At 42.6% G+C, this 16,368-nt stretch carries 14 protein-coding genes and 5 pseudogenes; 10 read left to right on the top strand and 9 right to left on the bottom strand.

Annotation, left to right across the window (positions count from 1 at the left end; translation table 11 throughout):
- The first annotated feature begins 15 nt into the window (after nucleotides 1–15).
- Nucleotides 16–1,566 (top strand): cryptochrome/photolyase family protein, encoded by a 1,551-nt coding sequence (locus INR79_RS21490; protein ID WP_223099789.1) that lies wholly within the window; start codon nucleotides 16–18, stop codon nucleotides 1,564–1,566.
- Nucleotide 1,567: 1 nt separating this feature from the next.
- Nucleotides 1,568–2,275, top strand: a complete 708-nt coding sequence (locus tag INR79_RS21495; protein WP_223099791.1) for an SDR family oxidoreductase — start codon at nucleotides 1,568–1,570, stop codon at nucleotides 2,273–2,275.
- Between the two features lie 31 nt (nucleotides 2,276–2,306).
- Here the strand turns inward: INR79_RS21495 and INR79_RS21500 are convergent, their stop codons facing one another.
- Nucleotides 2,307–3,881, bottom strand: coding sequence for a hypothetical protein (locus tag INR79_RS21500; protein ID WP_223099793.1), 1,575 nt, complete (start codon nucleotides 3,879–3,881; stop codon nucleotides 2,307–2,309).
- 686 nt (nucleotides 3,882–4,567) lie between these two features.
- A complete protein-coding gene (locus tag INR79_RS21505) occupies nucleotides 4,568–4,900 on the bottom strand; it encodes a hypothetical protein (protein ID WP_223099795.1) in 333 nt (110 codons plus the stop codon).
- Nucleotides 4,901–4,978: 78 nt separating this feature from the next.
- Here INR79_RS21505 and INR79_RS21510 point away from each other — a divergent pair.
- Nucleotides 4,979–5,134: pseudogene (locus INR79_RS21510) on the top strand (IS110 family transposase); the annotation flags it as partial.
- Between the two features lie 244 nt (nucleotides 5,135–5,378).
- Here the strand turns inward: INR79_RS21510 and INR79_RS21515 are convergent.
- A complete protein-coding gene (locus tag INR79_RS21515) occupies nucleotides 5,379–5,723 on the bottom strand; it encodes a hypothetical protein (RefSeq protein WP_022609538.1) in 345 nt (114 codons plus the stop codon).
- A 90-nt stretch (nucleotides 5,724–5,813) separates the two neighbouring features.
- Between INR79_RS21515 and INR79_RS21520 the strand changes: the two genes are divergently transcribed.
- A complete protein-coding gene (locus INR79_RS21520; RefSeq protein WP_223099797.1) occupies nucleotides 5,814–6,005 on the top strand; it encodes a hypothetical protein in 192 nt (63 codons plus the stop codon).
- Between the two features lie 237 nt (nucleotides 6,006–6,242).
- Here INR79_RS21520 and INR79_RS21525 read toward each other — a convergent pair whose 3' ends face one another.
- Entirely contained in the window at nucleotides 6,243–7,046 is an 804-nt protein-coding gene (locus INR79_RS21525) for a DUF2971 domain-containing protein (RefSeq protein ID WP_223099799.1), read from the bottom strand.
- A 525-nt stretch (nucleotides 7,047–7,571) separates the two neighbouring features.
- On the opposite strand from INR79_RS21525, the pseudogene INR79_RS21530 reads away from it, so the two are divergent.
- A pseudogene (locus INR79_RS21530) lies at nucleotides 7,572–7,726 on the top strand (IS110 family transposase); the annotation flags it as partial.
- A gap of 246 nt (nucleotides 7,727–7,972) precedes the next feature.
- Here the strand turns inward: INR79_RS21530 and INR79_RS21535 are convergent.
- The gene (locus INR79_RS21535; RefSeq protein ID WP_262415459.1) at nucleotides 7,973–9,154 is read right to left on the bottom strand and encodes a PIN domain-containing protein; all 1,182 of its coding nucleotides are present in this window, start codon (nucleotides 9,152–9,154) and stop codon (nucleotides 7,973–7,975) included.
- Nucleotides 9,155–9,257: 103 nt separating this feature from the next.
- On the opposite strand from INR79_RS21535, the pseudogene INR79_RS28255 reads away from it, so the two are divergent.
- Nucleotides 9,258–9,763 (top strand): annotated as a pseudogene (locus tag INR79_RS28255) (transposase).
- 306 nt (nucleotides 9,764–10,069) lie between these two features.
- Here INR79_RS28255 and INR79_RS21545 read toward each other — a convergent pair.
- Nucleotides 10,070–10,396: a hypothetical protein gene (locus INR79_RS21545; protein WP_223099803.1), complete on the bottom strand. Its 327-nt coding sequence runs from the start codon at nucleotides 10,394–10,396 to the stop codon at nucleotides 10,070–10,072.
- A 113-nt stretch (nucleotides 10,397–10,509) separates the two neighbouring features.
- On the opposite strand from INR79_RS21545, the pseudogene INR79_RS28170 reads away from it, so the two are divergent.
- Nucleotides 10,510–10,638 (top strand): annotated as a pseudogene (locus INR79_RS28170) (IS110 family transposase); the annotation flags it as partial.
- A 260-nt stretch (nucleotides 10,639–10,898) separates the two neighbouring features.
- Here INR79_RS28170 and INR79_RS21550 read toward each other — a convergent pair.
- On the bottom strand, nucleotides 10,899–11,222 hold the full coding sequence (locus INR79_RS21550; protein ID WP_223099805.1) for a hypothetical protein: 324 nt from the start codon (nucleotides 11,220–11,222) through the stop codon (nucleotides 10,899–10,901).
- A 93-nt stretch (nucleotides 11,223–11,315) separates the two neighbouring features.
- On the opposite strand from INR79_RS21550, the pseudogene INR79_RS21555 reads away from it, so the two are divergent.
- Nucleotides 11,316–11,471 (top strand): annotated as a pseudogene (locus tag INR79_RS21555) (IS110 family transposase); the annotation flags it as partial.
- Nucleotides 11,472–11,723: 252 nt separating this feature from the next.
- On the opposite strand, the gene INR79_RS21560 reads toward INR79_RS21555, so the two are convergent.
- Nucleotides 11,724–12,539 carry a toll/interleukin-1 receptor domain-containing protein gene (locus tag INR79_RS21560; RefSeq protein ID WP_223099807.1) on the bottom strand — a complete coding sequence of 272 codons (816 nt, stop codon included), beginning with the start codon at nucleotides 12,537–12,539 and terminating at the stop codon, nucleotides 11,724–11,726.
- A gap of 821 nt (nucleotides 12,540–13,360) precedes the next feature.
- Between INR79_RS21560 and INR79_RS21565 the strand changes: the two genes are divergently transcribed.
- Nucleotides 13,361–14,317: an IS110 family transposase gene (locus INR79_RS21565; protein ID WP_223099809.1), complete on the top strand. Its 957-nt coding sequence runs from the start codon at nucleotides 13,361–13,363 to the stop codon at nucleotides 14,315–14,317.
- 22 nt (nucleotides 14,318–14,339) lie between these two features.
- On the opposite strand, the gene INR79_RS21570 is transcribed toward INR79_RS21565, so the two are convergent.
- Nucleotides 14,340–15,068 (bottom strand): hypothetical protein, encoded by a 729-nt coding sequence (locus INR79_RS21570; protein ID WP_223099811.1) that lies wholly within the window; start codon nucleotides 15,066–15,068, stop codon nucleotides 14,340–14,342.
- Nucleotides 15,069–15,157: 89 nt separating this feature from the next.
- Here INR79_RS21570 and INR79_RS21575 point away from each other — a divergent pair, with 89 nt between their 5' ends.
- On the top strand, nucleotides 15,158–16,183 hold the full coding sequence (locus INR79_RS21575) for an IS110 family transposase (RefSeq protein WP_223099813.1): 1,026 nt from the start codon (nucleotides 15,158–15,160) through the stop codon (nucleotides 16,181–16,183).
- The last annotated feature ends 185 nt before the right edge of the window (nucleotides 16,184–16,368 follow it).

Genomic DNA, 16,368 nt, shown 5'->3' on the forward strand with positions numbered 1-16,368 from the left:
CGACGCCGAGCCTCTATGAAAACAAAAACCATCCGCTTAATTCTGGGCGACCAACTGAATTACCAACATTCTTGGTATCAAAACATCGATGACTCCATTCTCTACGTGATTGCAGAGCTCAAACAGGAAACCGACTACACCAAACACCATATCCAGAAAGTGTGTGCGTTTTTCTCTGCAATGGAGTCCTTTTCTGCTTGGTTGACTGAATCGGGTCATCAGGTCAAGTATATGAATCTTGACGACACAGCGGCTTTTGCCGACCTGCCTGACTTGCTCACGAATTTATGCCTTCAAACAGGTGCCAGTCAGCTGCAATATCAGTCCCCTGATGAATACCGGTTGTCTCAGCAACTCTCTAAACTGGACATTGAAGGTGTTTCCATAACATGCGTGGATACTGAGCATTTCATGCTGAGCGTGGAGTTAATCCCCGGTCAGTTCCCTAAAGGAAAGCATGTGCTTATGGAGCATTTCTATCGGCGGATGAGAAAGCAGTTTGGCATTCTGATGGACGCCAATGACAAACCTGTTGGCGGAAAGTGGAATTACGACGCCAATAACCGAAAGAAGCTAAAGCCAGCAGATATCGACCAGCTTCCTGAGCCGCTAATGTTTGCCAACGACATCACGACCATACTTGAGCGAATTGAACGCCATGGCGTAGTGACGATGGGAAACATTGGTGAACAATTACTGTGGCCGGTAAATCGTTCCCAGGCGTTGAACTTGCTCGCCCACTTTTGCCAGATCTGCCTGCCGCTTTTTGGCACCTTTCAAGATGCGATGACCAGCCAACACAAAGCGAAATGGAGTCTGTATCACAGCCGGCTTTCTTTCGCGATAAACGCAAAAATTTTGTCACCGCTGGAAGTCATCGATGCCGCACTGACTCGCTATGAGCAACCTAGCAGCAATGTATCACTAGACCAGATTGAAGGCTTTGTTCGCCAAATTATCGGATGGCGGGAATACATCCGGGGTGTCTATTGGGCGAACATGCCGGAATATGCTGAAAAGAACCATCTGAACGCCACGCGTGCATTGCCCGACTATTTCTGGACAGGTAAAACCCAAATGCACTGCATGAAACAGGCGATCGACCAGTCATTGGATTATGCTTACGCACATCACATTCAAAGACTAATGGTGACAGGCAATTTCGCCTTAGTTACAGGCTGCCAACCAGACGAAGTCGACGACTGGTATCTGGGCATTTACGTGGATGCTATTGAGTGGGTAGAAATGCCTAATACGCGCGGCATGGCTCTGTTTGCCGACGGTGGTGTGATTGCGACCAAACCCTATGCTGCAAGTGGATCTTACATCAACAAAATGAGCGATTACTGCAAAGGTTGCCATTACGACGTGAAACAGCGCAGCGGAGAAAGTGCCTGTCCATTTAATGGTTTTTACTGGCGATTTATGAATCAACACCGCGAACTACTCAGCAAAAACCCAAGAATAGGGATGATCTATCGAAGCTGGGACAATATGGATCTGGAAGTTCAGGACGCGATACTCGATACAGCAGAAAGAAACTTACAAAGAATTGAGGAGCTTTAAATTGAACCGAATGGTCGTAGGAGGAAATGGGGGAATTGGGCTGGCAATGGTCAGGCACCTATTGGATGCATACCCAAACGATTGGGTATTTGCCACTTATCGTCGTGAGAAGCCAGTCATTACAGCGAAAAACCTTCGCTGGGTGAACATGGATGCTTCGGATGAAACTTCAGTAAAGTCTGTGTTTGATTCCATCGACGATTTGGATTGGCTGATCAATGCCGCAGGTTTTCTCCATTCACAAAGCAAACATCCAGAGAAGAACATTCAACAAACCGACAGTGCCTTTTTTCTGGAAACCATGAGCGCCAATACGCTACCAACTCTGTTGCTTGCAAAACACGCCTATCCTTTGCTGAGAAAGAGTAAGCAGCCAAAATTTGCATCGCTGTCTGCGCGGGTAGGGAGCATCAGTGATAATCGGCTAGGAGGGTGGTACAGCTATCGCGCATCCAAAGCAGCACTTAACATGATCATCAAAAACCTGAGCATTGAGTGGAGCCGGACCCTTCCTAAAGCCACGGTTCTGGTGCTCCACCCAGGCACAACGGATACCGCATTATCAGAGCCGTTTCAACGAAATGTGCCCAAAGGAAAACTGTTCACACCCGAACGTGTAGCATGGGATTTAATCAACATTGTCGAAAGCGCTGAGCCATCACAAACCGGTCTTTTTCTGGCGTATGATGGCTCAGTGATTCCTTGGTAGCAGGTCGTTTTTACCTTTTATTCAAAGTAATCTAGCTACCAAAAATATGACTCCATTTATCTTTACATGCCTGTTCGTATGACGCATCGCTTGAAAAACCAAGTTTTGAGAGCATGTTACTGCGTTCACTATCACTGAAAATATGGGCGTCGTGGTTACCCGGAAGAGTACCGCGCACCATTTCCAGGCAAGTCTTATGGTTCGCTGGGTCAGTCAGATAACCCTCGAGTGTTTTGTTGATTTTCCAACGTGAAGAAATGCACAACCCAACACTATCTTGCCCTTTACAAGCTGCAAGCTCAGCCGCCTTGGTAAACTGCGATTTTGGGATAGTAATATCCAGCTTATCTTCAACGTATCGGAAAAGATCTCTTTCGCCGTAAATGTCATCACCATGACTTAACCAGCGATCCACCGTTGGGAAATACAGCATGGAATGGTTCAAAGAAAACGGAGACTCGGCGGCTGGTAGCGCGTTATTACCTAAAACAATGGATGAAGGAATATTCAGTGTTTTCGCTAATGAATGAACAATTCGGGTTGCACTATGGCAGCCTTTAATTGCCATGTGTGGGGTTCTCAATCGAAGGAAAGAAAACGGAACTGGCATGTACCTTGGTACATCAATACTGCTCTCCACATCGATGGGAGTCGATTGCCCGGCTCTGTTCTTGTAAAAAATGTCGGAGCTGGAGCCGTGCTCGAACTTCTGAGTCAGTTTAAACAGTTCTCTCAAGGCATCTTTCTGAGTGCTCGAAGCCGAGATTTTCGTGCCAAAGCTTTCCATCAACCACTGATAGTTCTCGTAAGGGGAAGAGTTGTAGATATAGGTAAACTTAGGTGAGAAGAACGAGGCAATGTCAGCAACCGTCACCGAATCGAGGGAAGGGTGCTTGGTGGTGAAACGTCGGGTGGCAGTATTCAACATTTCATAAGATGTGTAGGCCATCAGAACGTTTTTCTCTTTCCACATCGAGTGAAGTTCTTCAGAAGTGTTATTGGTAAGAGACCATGGAACGCGGTCGTTTACGTCCATCCATAGTGCCAAGGCAATGTGGCTCGCGATGATCTGGGTGGTTTTGTACAGCGGTGTGGTGTGCTCTTTCCAGTCTTGGCAGTTTCGCTCAATGTGGTCAATTTTGCAGGCGAGATTGGCTTTGCGTTGTTCCTGATAGGGAAGGTGCTTTGATCTCTCCGAGCAGGTTTCACCAGAAATAATGGCGCACTTCTGAATGTTCTGCTCTGGTTTATAGTCTATTAGTGAACCCTGACCAGACTCCAAAAGCTCCAAAGAGTCGCCAATTTTTCGGGTTAAGAACGCATTTCTTTTGTCTATCCATTCTTCGACCAAAGGACGTATCTGTTTTAACTCCGGTGCTTTCTCTAGGTAATATTCCGAATCAATCGCAGTCACCATCGCATCAACAATGTGCTGGTTAGCAGGTTTAGACAGAAAGTCCTTGTACTTGTGGGGCATAGACCCCCAATCATATTGCTGAAAGTCTCCTGAACTCTGCGCGTGCGCTTCAGAAGAAGAAAATGGCAAAGCGGAAAGCAGTGACGTGGAAATGATGAGTGTGGAAAAAATGGATCGGCGAGTATTCACAAAATACCTTTGCTATGTGATTGAAGAAGCAAGGATTTTAGATATGTCAATACGCCCATGCAATTTGTCGATCTGGCTTTTATGATGTCCATTCAGCAAGAAAGAGGGTATTGCGAAACTTCTTATTTTTGAGCTTTATATGTAATTCTTAGGTTGTTTTAAAGTCTCAGTTACCCAGTGATATCGACCCATTTAGTTCATATTGCAAGCGAGCTGATCTTTCAAAATTAGATGTCGTTTTTTTTAATCTGCCAATAAAAGTAAAGGACCATCGAAATCGCAACTAAGTGTATGGCAGCATAAGAATATTGGGAAACAAAACTAGAACTGAACAGGAAAAGCCAGCCTGCTGCTGCACCCCAGACTTTTCCTACATCAAAAGACAACGACAATATACTTGGCACTATAGTAAGAGCGCTAAAAGAATGGATGATTATGTACAAAATAGTGGATTGGCTATCACTTCTTAGTTGTATAAGAGGTAATATCTCATTGCCAACAATCGCAGCGCAGAAAGAAAGGAAAATAAGCGTTGCGAGAACCCGCAAATACTTTACATTTCGCTCGAACATCTCATGTCTTCCTACAGATTAACCCTTAATTGAGCAGACACAATGCTTTAAACACTAAAACTGCCGTAAACACCAAATGCTATGGATGTTTGTCGGGCTGAGCTTTTGTTAGCACTAGCCACTAATATAAAAATATCTAACGGTTTCAGTGTCTCCCCAAAGTGAACAGCTATTGGTACCAATTACAGTAACGTCCTTTCCTGTAGAATAAGCCGTTAGTATGCCTGAAAGTTGGGCTTTACCGGCATCTGTCTTAGCATCGATAGCCCACCTATTCCTAAAGTTATTGCCAACACATGCAGGAACATCAGTGCGTGCGCCCGTATGACGAAATAAAATCACCCCATTAGCATTAAACTCAATTAGTGTGACTTTTCCTTTACCTCCATTTCCTGCCATGGAACTAAAAGGCAATAAAATTAATACAAATAAAAACATTCTAAACATATTACTTCTCCAGATTTAAATATTAGAGCTAACGAATGACTGGATTCACCTTTGAGAACTCAGCCACGCTGAGGCGGTATCGACTTAGCGAAAAATCACTTTAGTATCCACGTCGTCGACTTCAAAGGGAAGGTCATTATCCAAAAATACGTCACTCGTCCTAAGCTGCTGACTACCATAGCAAATATGCCACCTATGCGTATAGAATTAGAAGCATGTGGCGGCGCGGATTTTTGAACGAAAAGCATACGGTTTAAACGAGGTTAACCGATGAATGTCTAGTGCCCCAACGAAGAGCCGTTGGCTGCGCTGATACCGCAATAAGAGAGTCTCTATATGTGCTTGTTGTAAGCCATGCATAATGACCGAAATGACAAAAGGAAGTAGATGACTTTGTTGTTCGAGATGGATTGGCTGCTAGCGCAGCCAAGAGAATCTTATTGCCTATTGACAGGGGGAAGGCTTATATGTGTTAGATTTATTTAATCCAAACGGCTTCAGTTATTTGCTTCACAGTAGGTGTGCAGCTAGCAGGTGACCCATCCTCACCTTGGAGGTATCTAAAAGTCACGCTTTTACCCCCCATATGTGCAGAAAGTAGAACCGACAACATTCGATCTACAATTTTCTCATCATTTGCAACAAATGGTAACCTTACTACACTCGGGCTATACCCATCACCATGCTCAACATGTATTTTTGAAGTGGTGGATGTGTAGCCTGTAAAAATACTTTCAATAGGTCGCATACATTCCTTTCTTGCAAAAGCATCTTGACATGAAATAACTAAAGCGATTCCAACTAATATCTTTGTTTTGATCATAACTTCATCCTTAAAACTAACGAATGACATGGATTCCCCCTTCCTAAAATCTGCCACACTGAGATGGTATCGATTAACACTGGAAGCACCATGTCTAATTGTGCTTATTTTAGCGGTATCGACTTAGCGAAAAATTACTTCAGTATCTGCGTCGTCGACTTCAACGGGAAAGTCATTCTTCATATGTCAGGCCCTCGCCCTAACTTACTGACTAAAATAGCAAACATATTACCAATGCGTATAGGATTAGAAGCGTGTGGCGGCACGCATTTTTTGAAGTGATGAATCCAAGAGCTGCAAGGCTAACCGATAAATACCTAGTGCCCCAACGAAGAAGCGTTGGTGCGTTAGATCGCAATAAGAGAGTCTCTATATGTGTTTGTCGTAAGCCGTGCTTAATGACCGAAATGACAAAACGAAGTAGATGACTTTGTTGTTCGAGATGGATTAGCTGCTGACACAGCCAATAGAGCGTTATTGCCTATTGACAGGCGGAAGGTTCATATATGTTATATGCAATCACACGACTATTATTGGTTCTTGTGGTGAACAATAGCCAGAACTTATTTGTAAACGCTGTAGTTTCATTGGATGAATCTGCATCTGATAGAAGCCTCCATCTTTAACAGCATGGAATAAGCCTATTTCTGTTCCATATTGTTTATTTACTTTATCAATTAATTTCTGAGCTTTTATACATTGCTCAGTTGTTACCCTACAGCCTAAAATAACAGCTTGCAGTGTTTCGACATCAAAATTATGCGCTGTTTCAGAAGATTGCCCAAAATAACGGATTTCTTTTTCATATGCCCATGCTTCAGACTTTGTACAAATCAAGTTTGGGATATACATTTCTAGCTGTGCTTCGGTGGTAGAATTTTCAAAAACTAGTAAGTCAGGAACTTTATTACTGTATTGAACACTCTGACGTTTGAAGTTTCCTTCGAACTCAAGGTTATCTCTGTCAAAGCAGTAACACACACCCTTATGATCATTAGCATAATGTGCCCACATCAATGGTTCAGTCGGTCTTTCAGTAAAGCAGGTTACGACCACCTCTTGCAGCTTACTTTCAATGAAGTCTTTAACTCTATTACGATCACCCCACTCAGCACCATCAAAGATTTCCGACTCTGAAAACGCTGTTGCGCGTTGCTCTGTCGCCAATATATGAACATGATTATAGGACGCTTCGAAAGGGTCATTTAAGCTATCAAGCTTTGAGAAGCCAAGCGTTTTATTGTTTAAAGTTCTCTCAAGATCCTCAAGTTTTCCGTATTTATAAATATAGTTTTCTTTTTCTTCAAAATTCTTCAATTTCATACTACTTCACTTGCACATAACGCCAAAATCATGGGCTGGCAGGCGCGCTTTAGGGCGCTTGCGGCCTGCACCTGACTGTCCCGATGAATTTATTGGTTATGTTTTTTCTCCAAGCCTAATGTTATGTACCTTGAAGATGCCTCCGCAATGCTCATCTATTGTGTCGTATTTGATTGCTACTGGCTTATCTCCCATATAAGCTGCTAATGCGATAGATTGAATCGAATTAGATGTTTCTGGAGTATAAAACCACTTTCCGTTTACTTTTATATTTACGGTATCGCTTTGACATTTGTGAACATCGACAGCTTGAATGGTTTGAATAGGTCCTTATTCCCATTTTTCAGCTGCACTAGCTGATAGTGAGAGTAAAAAGCACAGTAATAATGAATGTCTCACGATATCTCCTAATTAAAAGGTAAACATAACGAATGACATGGATTCCCCCTTTCTAGAATCTGCCACACTGAGGTGGTATCGATTAACACTGGAGGCACCATGTCTAATTGATCTTATTTTGGCGGTATCGACTTAGCGAGAAATCACTTTAGCACCCACGTCGTCGACTCTGACGGAAAAGTCATTCCCACAAATCCTTTACTCGCCCTAAGCTGCTGACTACCATAGCAAATATGCCACCAATGCGTATAGGATTAGAAGCGTGTGGCGGCGCGCATTTTTTGAAGTGATGAATACAAGAGCTGCAAGGCTAACCGACAAATACCTAGTGTCCCAACGAAGAGCCGTTGGCTGTGGTGAGATCGCAATAAGAAAACCTCTATATGTACTTGTCGTAAGCCATGCTTAATGACCGAAATGACAAAACGAAGTAGATGACTTTGTTGTTCGAGGTGGATTGGCTGCTATCGCAGCCAATAGAATGTTATTGCCTATTGACAGGCGGAAGGCTCATATGTGTTATGTGGTCAGTAACCCAGTTCCGATTCAAATTCCTCATCTAGCTCTAACGATTCAATCTCTTCATTGTAGTCACGCCAATGAGTAAGAGGACGAATAGCCGAACTTAGAATAGTACTGCTCTTAACATCAAACTCTAATCTAACTAGAAATGATGCCACTGTCCTTAACCCGACTTTGGTCCATACTGAGTCTAGAACTTTCTTCCATAAAATCTGCTCTTCACGAACTATAGACTCAGCGCTATTGAAGCCAATGTCACATGAGAAGTTACCGATTATAGAAAGGTCACAATATATATAATAAATATCTTCAACCTTATGCCTAACTTGAGGAATATCTAAACTAATCAACTCTTCTAAATTATATAATTGAATATTTTCTGCATCATATGGAGTCCCTGCCCAACCGGGATCATCAAAATCATATCCATCCAACTTGCTTTCTAAATTACATTCAACCCAATCCCATATATCAAGGTTATGCAAATTATTAGTAATTGCTGCTCTTCGTAGCGCTTGAGAACTAGTTTCCTTATCACCATCAAATTCAGCAATAAACTCATCTACAGATCTATGAAACCTCATTTCCCACGAACGCTCTAACTTATTTTTTGCTTCTAGGGCAATGTCGGGATCAGGTTTTTTTGAATGAGGCTTAAAGAAATCATTTGTATTAGCAGTAATGAAGGATACACGTGTGTCTTCTTGAACCAAATCCAGAGTACTAAGCCAAATGAGCGTGTCTCGAAAACCTTTATCACTTTTAGTAAACGGTTTTATACGTTTTAATGACCGTTCTGCAATCTTCTCTACATCTACCTTAGGCGTTTCTAATATTTCTCCGCCAAACGAAGTAATAGTGCTTTCGATAAAAGATTCCCATCTAGAAACCAAGTCGTCAACATCCCAACTTTCCTCATCCGGAACTAAACTTAAATTAAATAAGCGGACTAGGTTCCCTAAATTGCCTTGAGTACGTGCATTATTCTCGTCTTTTTTTCTGATTAGCGTTTCGACTCTATTTCTCAGGTGGTTACTTGCTTCTAAGAAAGCGATTTTAGGAATGACGGGCTTGTGCTGAAGAAAACTATGTGTCAGTAAATACTGAAAGCCTTCACTCTTCATCCAGAAATCCTTGATCAATACATTGGCGTCGAAAACGACGTAATAGTTTATTTTTTCAATCATATTTCATGTATCTCAATTTTAAAGATTCCATAATGCATGGCATGGATACCCCCTCCTTAGAATCTGCCACACTGAGGTGGTATCGATTAACACTGGAGGCACCATGTCTAATTGTTCTTATTTTGGCGGTATCGACCTAGCGAAAAACCACTTTAGCATCCACGTCGTCGACTCTGACGGAAAAGTAATTCTCCACAAATCCATTGCTCGCCCTAAGCTGCTGACTACCATAGCAAATGTGCCATCTATGCGTATAGGATTAGAAGCGTGTGGCGGCGCGGATTAGGTAATGGCACTCAGTTTGATAAGAGCCGAGATTTCTCCGCTTTGTTAGGGTTGGTTCCCAAACAGTATTCGACAGGAGGGAAAACCCGACTGGGCAGGATAACTAAGCATGGCGACAAGTACCTGAGAACCTTGCTGGTTCATGGAGCACGAACCGTGATAGCCAACTTAGGCGATAAGCAAGACAGGCTCAGCCAATGGTGTCGCGGCATATTAGAACGAAGAGGGATGAATCGGGCGATTGTCGCACTGGCGGCTAAGAACGCTCGAATTATCTGGTCACTGTTACACAACCAGACGGAATATGAGAATTACGCTGCTTAGTTCCCAATAAACCAAGCAGCAGAAAGAGAGTACCCACCGGGTCAGAGCAAACGCAATGGATGGAGATAGGTTAAGACCACGAGCGGAGAGCCTGTTAAGTTGGGCGGATATACTCAATGTATAGCTGCAGTCCAAAACCTATCACTTAAAGTTTAGTAAGTGCTTGACAGTGTGTAACTCCATACCGCTAGTTTAAGCCACAGATAACATACGGACTAAGCTCCTCAATATTGTATGCACCATAAACCAAATGTGCCACGTGTTGGTTGTAGGTTTTAACTCTATTATGTTTCTATTAAAACTTTCTTAGAACTTGCTGTGGAACCAAGAAGCATCAGTGTTATCTAGCGTAGGGTAACCTTTGTAGCAGCCATTAGTTCTAACCTGAACAGGTTTCCCAGAAGCATGAGCAGCTAATGCAATACTTAGCCATCGATCAATTTGTGGGTGATTTGGCGCAACGTCAATACGGTTGCGAGGACATCCTGGTTCGTTAATCGTTACATCAAATGCAACAAAAAATCGCCCATCACCATAAGTACCAGTATAAGTTACATTAGCTATTAGATTATCTGATGCCGATATGCTGAACGGTGAATACATTAAGCCTACTAAAATAAAAAGCTTTTTCATGTTAACTCCTTTTACCTATAAGAAATCAAAAAACATAACGAACAACATTGACTCCCCTTTCCTAGAATCTGCCACACTGTGGTGGTATCGACTAAGCGAAAAAACACTTTAGAATTCAGGTCGTCGACTCCAACGGAAAAGTCATTCTTCACATGTCCGTTCCTCGCCCTAACTTACTGACTAACATAGCAAACATACTACCTATGCGTATAGGATTAGGAGCGTGCGGTGGCGCGCATTTTTTGAAGGGATGAATACAAGAACTACAAGGGTTAACCGATAAATGCCTAGTACCCCAACGAAGAACCGTTGGCTGCGGTAAGACCGGAATAAGAGAGCCTCTATATGTGTTTGTCGTAAGCCATGCTTAATGACCGAAATGACAAAACGAAGTAGATGACTTTGTTGTTCGAGGTGGATTGACTACTATCGAAGCCAATAGAATGTTATTGCCTATTGACAGGCGGAAGGCTCATATGTGTTATGTATGTACTTACTGTTTTTATTGTGACCAAGAAAGTTCGTTTTTCAACTTACACTCAAGGCTCGTCTTTAACATTGAACGAAAACCTTTTTCTTGGTTGCCGTTTGCATAAGTGTCAACAAGATCATCCAAAACTATTATGATGTCGTTAGCTTGCTCATCATTTAGGTCAAATTCTGCTTTGTAGTTGGGAGTATTTACTGTTTGCCAATTAGTTGCGTTGATATTTCTCGAGTAGATCGATGACAAGCTCTTCCCATTTTCCATAGTCACTGTTGCTTTCAACTCTGTAACAGGTTGTTCTTCTGATATTTTTTCAATAGCCAAAGTACACTTTGTCATTTCCTATTTCCTCCAAATACATAACGAATGGCATGGATTCCCCTTTCTAGAATCTGCCACACTGAGGTGGTATCGATTAACACTGGAGGCACCATGTCTAATTGTTCTTATTTTGGCGGTATCGACCTAGCGAAAAACCACTTTAGTATCCACATCGTTGACCACAACGGAAAAGTCATTCTCCACAAATCTGTTACCCGCCCTAAGCTGCTGACTACCATAGCAAAAGTACCACCAATACGTATAGGGTCGTAAGCGTGCGGAGCGCGCATTTGTGAGCGAAAAGCATAGATCCAACCAAGGCTAACCGATAAATGTCTAGTCCCCTACGAAGAAGCGTTAGATCGCAATAAGAGAGTCTCTATATGTGCTAGTTGTAAGCCATGCTTAATGACCTAAATGACAAAACGAAGTAGATGACTTTGTTGTTCGAGATGGATTGGCTGCTAGCGCAGCCAATAGAGTGTTATTGCCTATTGACAGGCGGAAGGCTCATATGTGTTAAATGCGTTCTAATTGTTTCTTTGCCGCAAAAATAAGCTCGTCAATTGCTCTGTCTTTTCTGCCATCAATGTACAAGTAATCTTGTAACAATGGAGGAATATCCTCATGTGCAACCCCTAGATTTACAACAATCAGGGATTTGTTTTTTTTCATTCGGTTGCTAATAAAGAAGTTTGATTCTGCTTCTGTCCAACCTGAATGTTTCGACAAGAAGTTGTTGGACATGAAAAGTACACCCAAATCACATTCATTTAGCCCTTCATTAATTCGGGACGTGATACTGTCCCCTGGAATTATCTCCTCTTTGTCATACCAAGCTTTGATTTGTGATTTTTGTAGCTGACTAAAATAATCATCAACTACATGCTTGTCTCGCGATGAATGTGACAAAAATATTTTTTGCTTTTGCATAATAGGTGCACCCCATACTTCATACATTAGCCCCCGATCTGGGAACAAGAACAATTCATTAGCTTCACTAGAGAATATAAGATCAACTTCTTCTGAGTCGCAAAATGTAGTAATTGAATACCCACGCCTAGAAAATGCAGCTTCTGTAAGCTCATCCATTAACACATTAAACGTGCGGCTCTTGTTTGGATAATGAACAGACAACCAATGATCAAAATCACAGTCATCTTTTTCAAAGTTTAGGAAAAGAAACAGCTCCAAGTTATAAGGATTGTTATTGATTAATGTTCCACACCCTACGAGAGTCTGACTATCGAATCTATCAAGTATTTCTTTAACAAAAACCTTTTCTTCTGCTCGATTACCGTAATCTAATGAAAACAGATACATCTTATGATTCATTTCAAACAGTTTCCTTATGGTTATTAACCACCATTGTTACAATACAAAAGTATCAATACTTAAGTATTTAACGCTCCGCTAAGTGGCTAGCAACGTATAACACAATACATAAAGATAGCTGCCGTAAACACTTTACCAAACTAGAACCAAAATTGCCGAGCGTTGATAGTCCGTCTTGAGCGGTTTGTTATGTACTCAGACTTCTACGTCAATCTAAAAACTACCCTGATCTATATCACACTAAAAAACGCCGCCTAACTGCGGCAGTAAAAAATGGACTCCAGATACGTACTCGCAATAGCATTGACTACAGCCCCAGGAAGTCTGGGAATTTTCACCAACAAGGGAGACTATAGTGATTGAACAATTCTTAATTAGCTTCATAGCCAGCGTACTTGCAACATTAGTCGTAGATCTATATCAAAATAGGGATAACTAAGTCATTCGAGTGGCAAGCTTAAGGTCTTGCCACTTCTTACTAACTCTCATTCTCGGGTACATAACGCCACGCTTAATCCGCTGCCAACGCAATACAACGGCTACCGCATTGCACCTAAACACAATTATTAATGCAAACCAAAAATGCCACGTGTTGGCGGTCGGCTTGAAGCTTTGTATGGATAATCTTTCCTGAATTCGGGTAATGTGAGACCCAGGCTTTAGCTGCAACTAAAGCTTTCTATAGGGTAGTTCGATTGAATGCTGGCTCCTCTGTCGAGAGACCGATAACAAACATGAACACCCCATAGGACTCCAAGCACAAACCTCGAATAGTCGACTGGGTCTCGAACCCGCATTTCGCAAGCAAGAGTTAGCTTATTATGATTACCAACACACTTCAAAACATTAATATCGGCGTTGATACTGGCAAGGCGCAACTCGATATTTTTATACGACCACTTAATCTCTTTTTCACTGTCTCAAACAACAACAAAGGCATCAAAGACGCCATCAAAACGATAAAGAAACACTCACCTGAACGCATCGTTATTGAAGCAACCGGACGTCTAGAAATGCCCTTTGTCCTGGCATGTGCAGAAGCCAAATTACCTATTGTTCGTGCCAACCCTATTCACATTAAACGCTTCGCAGGAGCCATTGGTCGAAGAGCTAAAAACGACCGATTAGATGCTGAGCTTATCGCTCATCACGCAGAAGCAATCAAGCCCGACATCTCCATCATAAAAGCAGAAAACATACGATTGATGAGTGACTTAGTCATACGTCGCAATCAGCTACTCTCTATGCAAACAATGGAGAAGAACCGTATTCAGGTATTGCCAAAATCTCTCCATTCGACCATCAAGCCAATCCTAACTGCCATGAAAAACCAGATTTCAAACATCGAGGATAAGCTGGTTAAACTCATCGAATCATGTCCAGACTATCAGACCAAAAACGACATCCTGCATAGTGTTCCTGGCATTGGAAATATCGCATCAGCATCAATCGTCAGCAACGTTCCCGAGCTGGGGTACATCACCAATAAACAAGCCGCTTCCCTCATTGGTGTTGCACCCATTACTCGAGAAAGTGGGCGTTACAAAGGCAAGCGGGTGATTCAAGGAGGAAGAGCGCAAGTTCGAACCGTTTTATATATGGCGATGATGTCTGCTATGCAGTGTAACCCTATTTTCAAAGCGACTTATACGCGCCTCGTTCAATCAGGAAAACCGAAGAAAGTCGCTATCATCGCCTGCGTTCGCAAGATGGTTGTCATCTTAAACTCAATGCTAAGAGATGGCGTCATGTGGGATGAAAATATAGCTAAGAACTAGCTATTGACGCCATAGTCGTTTGTTATAGCTCAGATGCCACTTGCTCATACAAATTAAGAGCATTTTTTGCATTGTTCTCGACACCAATAAACCGCGAAAAACCAGACCTTAGACCTTCATAATTTCCTGAGAGAACAGCGCCGCTCCCTGCTTTTATTTTTTCATTAATTTCATTGAGCTCATTATATAGTAGAGTCATTAGCTCTAACTGGCGTTGATTAGTAACATGAGAACTCTTCATTACGTCAATCAAGTAATTATTCTTGAGATAAGACGGCTGATAAAGAAAAAGCAATCTATTATCATTGTTTAGGTCATCCGCCAAAAACGTTAGTAGATTAGTATTAATTTTTTTCTCCGCAAGAAACGCAGCTCTCCATTTATGAACTGACTGTAGCTCTTTGTTTTTTCGATATTGTAATTCCAGTAAATTTGCATTTTCAATTGAATGTTTAAGTTCCGTCTTGGTTATACTTAACTGCTCTTCTAGTTCATGCTGTTTCGACAAAGACTCGCTTAGGCTGCTCTCCAAGCCAGCAAGCAGCGCTTGATTCTCACTTTTATCCACACTATCAAAGTAGATTTTTCCACCACATAAAAAAAACACTATAAAACTGTTTATAGCTAATGACTTTGCAATTACAGCTTTTCTTCTCCACCAATTGTCATGGAAATCTTCTGCTATCAATGTAAGTGCACCCAAAAGTGCGGATAAAGTGGTAAATATAGCTAGAGCTATTTCAATAATCATAAGTTCCCTTGAGCTATAACGAATGACATGGATTCCCCTTTCCTAGAATCTGCCACACTGAGGTGGTATCGATTAACACTGGAGGCACCATGTCTAATTGTTCTTATTTTGGCGGTATCGACCTAGCGAAAAGCCACTTTAGCATCCACGTCGTTGACCACAACGGAAAAGTTATTCTCCACAAATCTGTTACTCGCCCTAAGCTGCTGACTACCATAGCAAATATGCCACCTATGCGTATAGGATTAGAAGCGTGTGGCGGCGCGCATTATTGGGCAAGAACACTCAATAAACTGGGACATGATGCTCGCATTATGGCGGTTAAATATGTGGTGCCACACCGAGTGAAAGGAAAGAATGACCTCAATGATGCGGTCGCCATATGCCAAGCCGTTCAACACACATCCACTCGCTTTGTGCCTGTAAAATCCTCCGAACAACAAGCCATATTGTCGGTACATCGAATGAGAGAGCACTGGGTTCGTGAGCGAACGGCATTGATGAATCGCATACGAGCCTTGCTGTCCGAGTTTGGACTTATCATGCCCGTCGGTCAGTCCTCTTTAATGAAGCAAGTCCCACTCCTCCTTGAAGAGGCGGAAAACGAGCTGCCACAACTGGCAAGAGCCACCATTGCTGATGCCTACCACCACTTGGAGCACCTGAACCAGCGTATCGCCGACACAGAACAAGCTTTTCACGCATTCGCTAAAGTCAGTGACAATGTTCAGCGCATTATGAAAGTCAGAGGCATCGGTCCACAAACTGCCACCGCAATCCTCGCTTCCATAGGTAATGGCGCTCAGTTTGATAAGAGCCGAGATTTCTCCGCTTGGTTAGGGTTGGTTCCCAAACAGTATTCGACAGGAGGGAAAACTCGACTGGGCAGGATAACTAAGCATGGTGACAAGTACTTGAGAACCTTGCTAGTTCATGGAGCACGAACCGTGATAGCCAACTTAGGCGATAAGCAAGACAGGCTCAGCCAATGGTGTCGCGGCATATTAGAACGAAGAGGGATGAATCGGGCGATTGTCGCACTGGCGGCTAAGAACGCTCGAATTATCTGGTCACTGTTACACAACCAGACGGAATATGAGAATTACGCTGCTTAGTTCCCAATCAACCAAGCAGCAGAAAGAGAATACCCACCGGGTCAGAGCAAACGCAATGGATGGAGATAGGTTAAGACCAAGAGCGGAGAGCCTGTTAATGCGGCGGACATACCCAATGTCATCTAACGAATAAGGCACCGCAGTCGCGCAAAGTCATCAGGGTCATGGTGAGCATAAATCACCAG

Source organism: Vibrio sp. SCSIO 43132, assembly GCF_019904195.1.
Taxonomy (GTDB): Bacteria; Pseudomonadota; Gammaproteobacteria; order Enterobacterales; family Vibrionaceae; genus Vibrio; species Vibrio nigripulchritudo.

Excerpts from the sequence above, each read along its gene's own strand:
- INR79_RS21520 (WP_223099797.1), top strand. The coding sequence starts at position 5,814 with ATGTCTAATTGTGCTTATTTTAGCGGTATCGACTTAGCGAAAAATTAC.
- INR79_RS21515 (WP_022609538.1), bottom strand. The coding sequence starts at position 5,723 with ATGATCAAAACAAAGATATTAGTTGGAATCGCTTTAGTTATTTCATGT.
- INR79_RS21545 (WP_223099803.1), bottom strand. The coding sequence starts at position 10,396 with ATGAAAAAGCTTTTTATTTTAGTAGGCTTAATGTATTCACCGTTCAGC.
- INR79_RS21570 (WP_223099811.1), bottom strand. The coding sequence starts at position 15,068 with ATGATTATTGAAATAGCTCTAGCTATATTTACCACTTTATCCGCACTT.
- INR79_RS21505 (WP_223099795.1), bottom strand. The coding sequence starts at position 4,900 with ATGTTTAGAATGTTTTTATTTGTATTAATTTTATTGCCTTTTAGTTCC.
- INR79_RS21525 (WP_223099799.1), bottom strand. The coding sequence starts at position 7,046 with ATGAAATTGAAGAATTTTGAAGAAAAAGAAAACTATATTTATAAATAC.
- INR79_RS21535 (WP_262415459.1), bottom strand. The coding sequence starts at position 9,154 with ATGATTGAAAAAATAAACTATTACGTCGTTTTCGACGCCAATGTATTG.
- INR79_RS21575 (WP_223099813.1), top strand. The coding sequence starts at position 15,158 with ATGTCTAATTGTTCTTATTTTGGCGGTATCGACCTAGCGAAAAGCCAC.
- INR79_RS21565 (WP_223099809.1), top strand. The coding sequence starts at position 13,361 with ATGATTACCAACACACTTCAAAACATTAATATCGGCGTTGATACTGGC.
- INR79_RS21560 (WP_223099807.1), bottom strand. The coding sequence starts at position 12,539 with ATGAATCATAAGATGTATCTGTTTTCATTAGATTACGGTAATCGAGCA.
- INR79_RS21550 (WP_223099805.1), bottom strand. The coding sequence starts at position 11,222 with ATGACAAAGTGTACTTTGGCTATTGAAAAAATATCAGAAGAACAACCT.
- INR79_RS21490 (WP_223099789.1), top strand. The coding sequence starts at position 16 with ATGAAAACAAAAACCATCCGCTTAATTCTGGGCGACCAACTGAATTAC.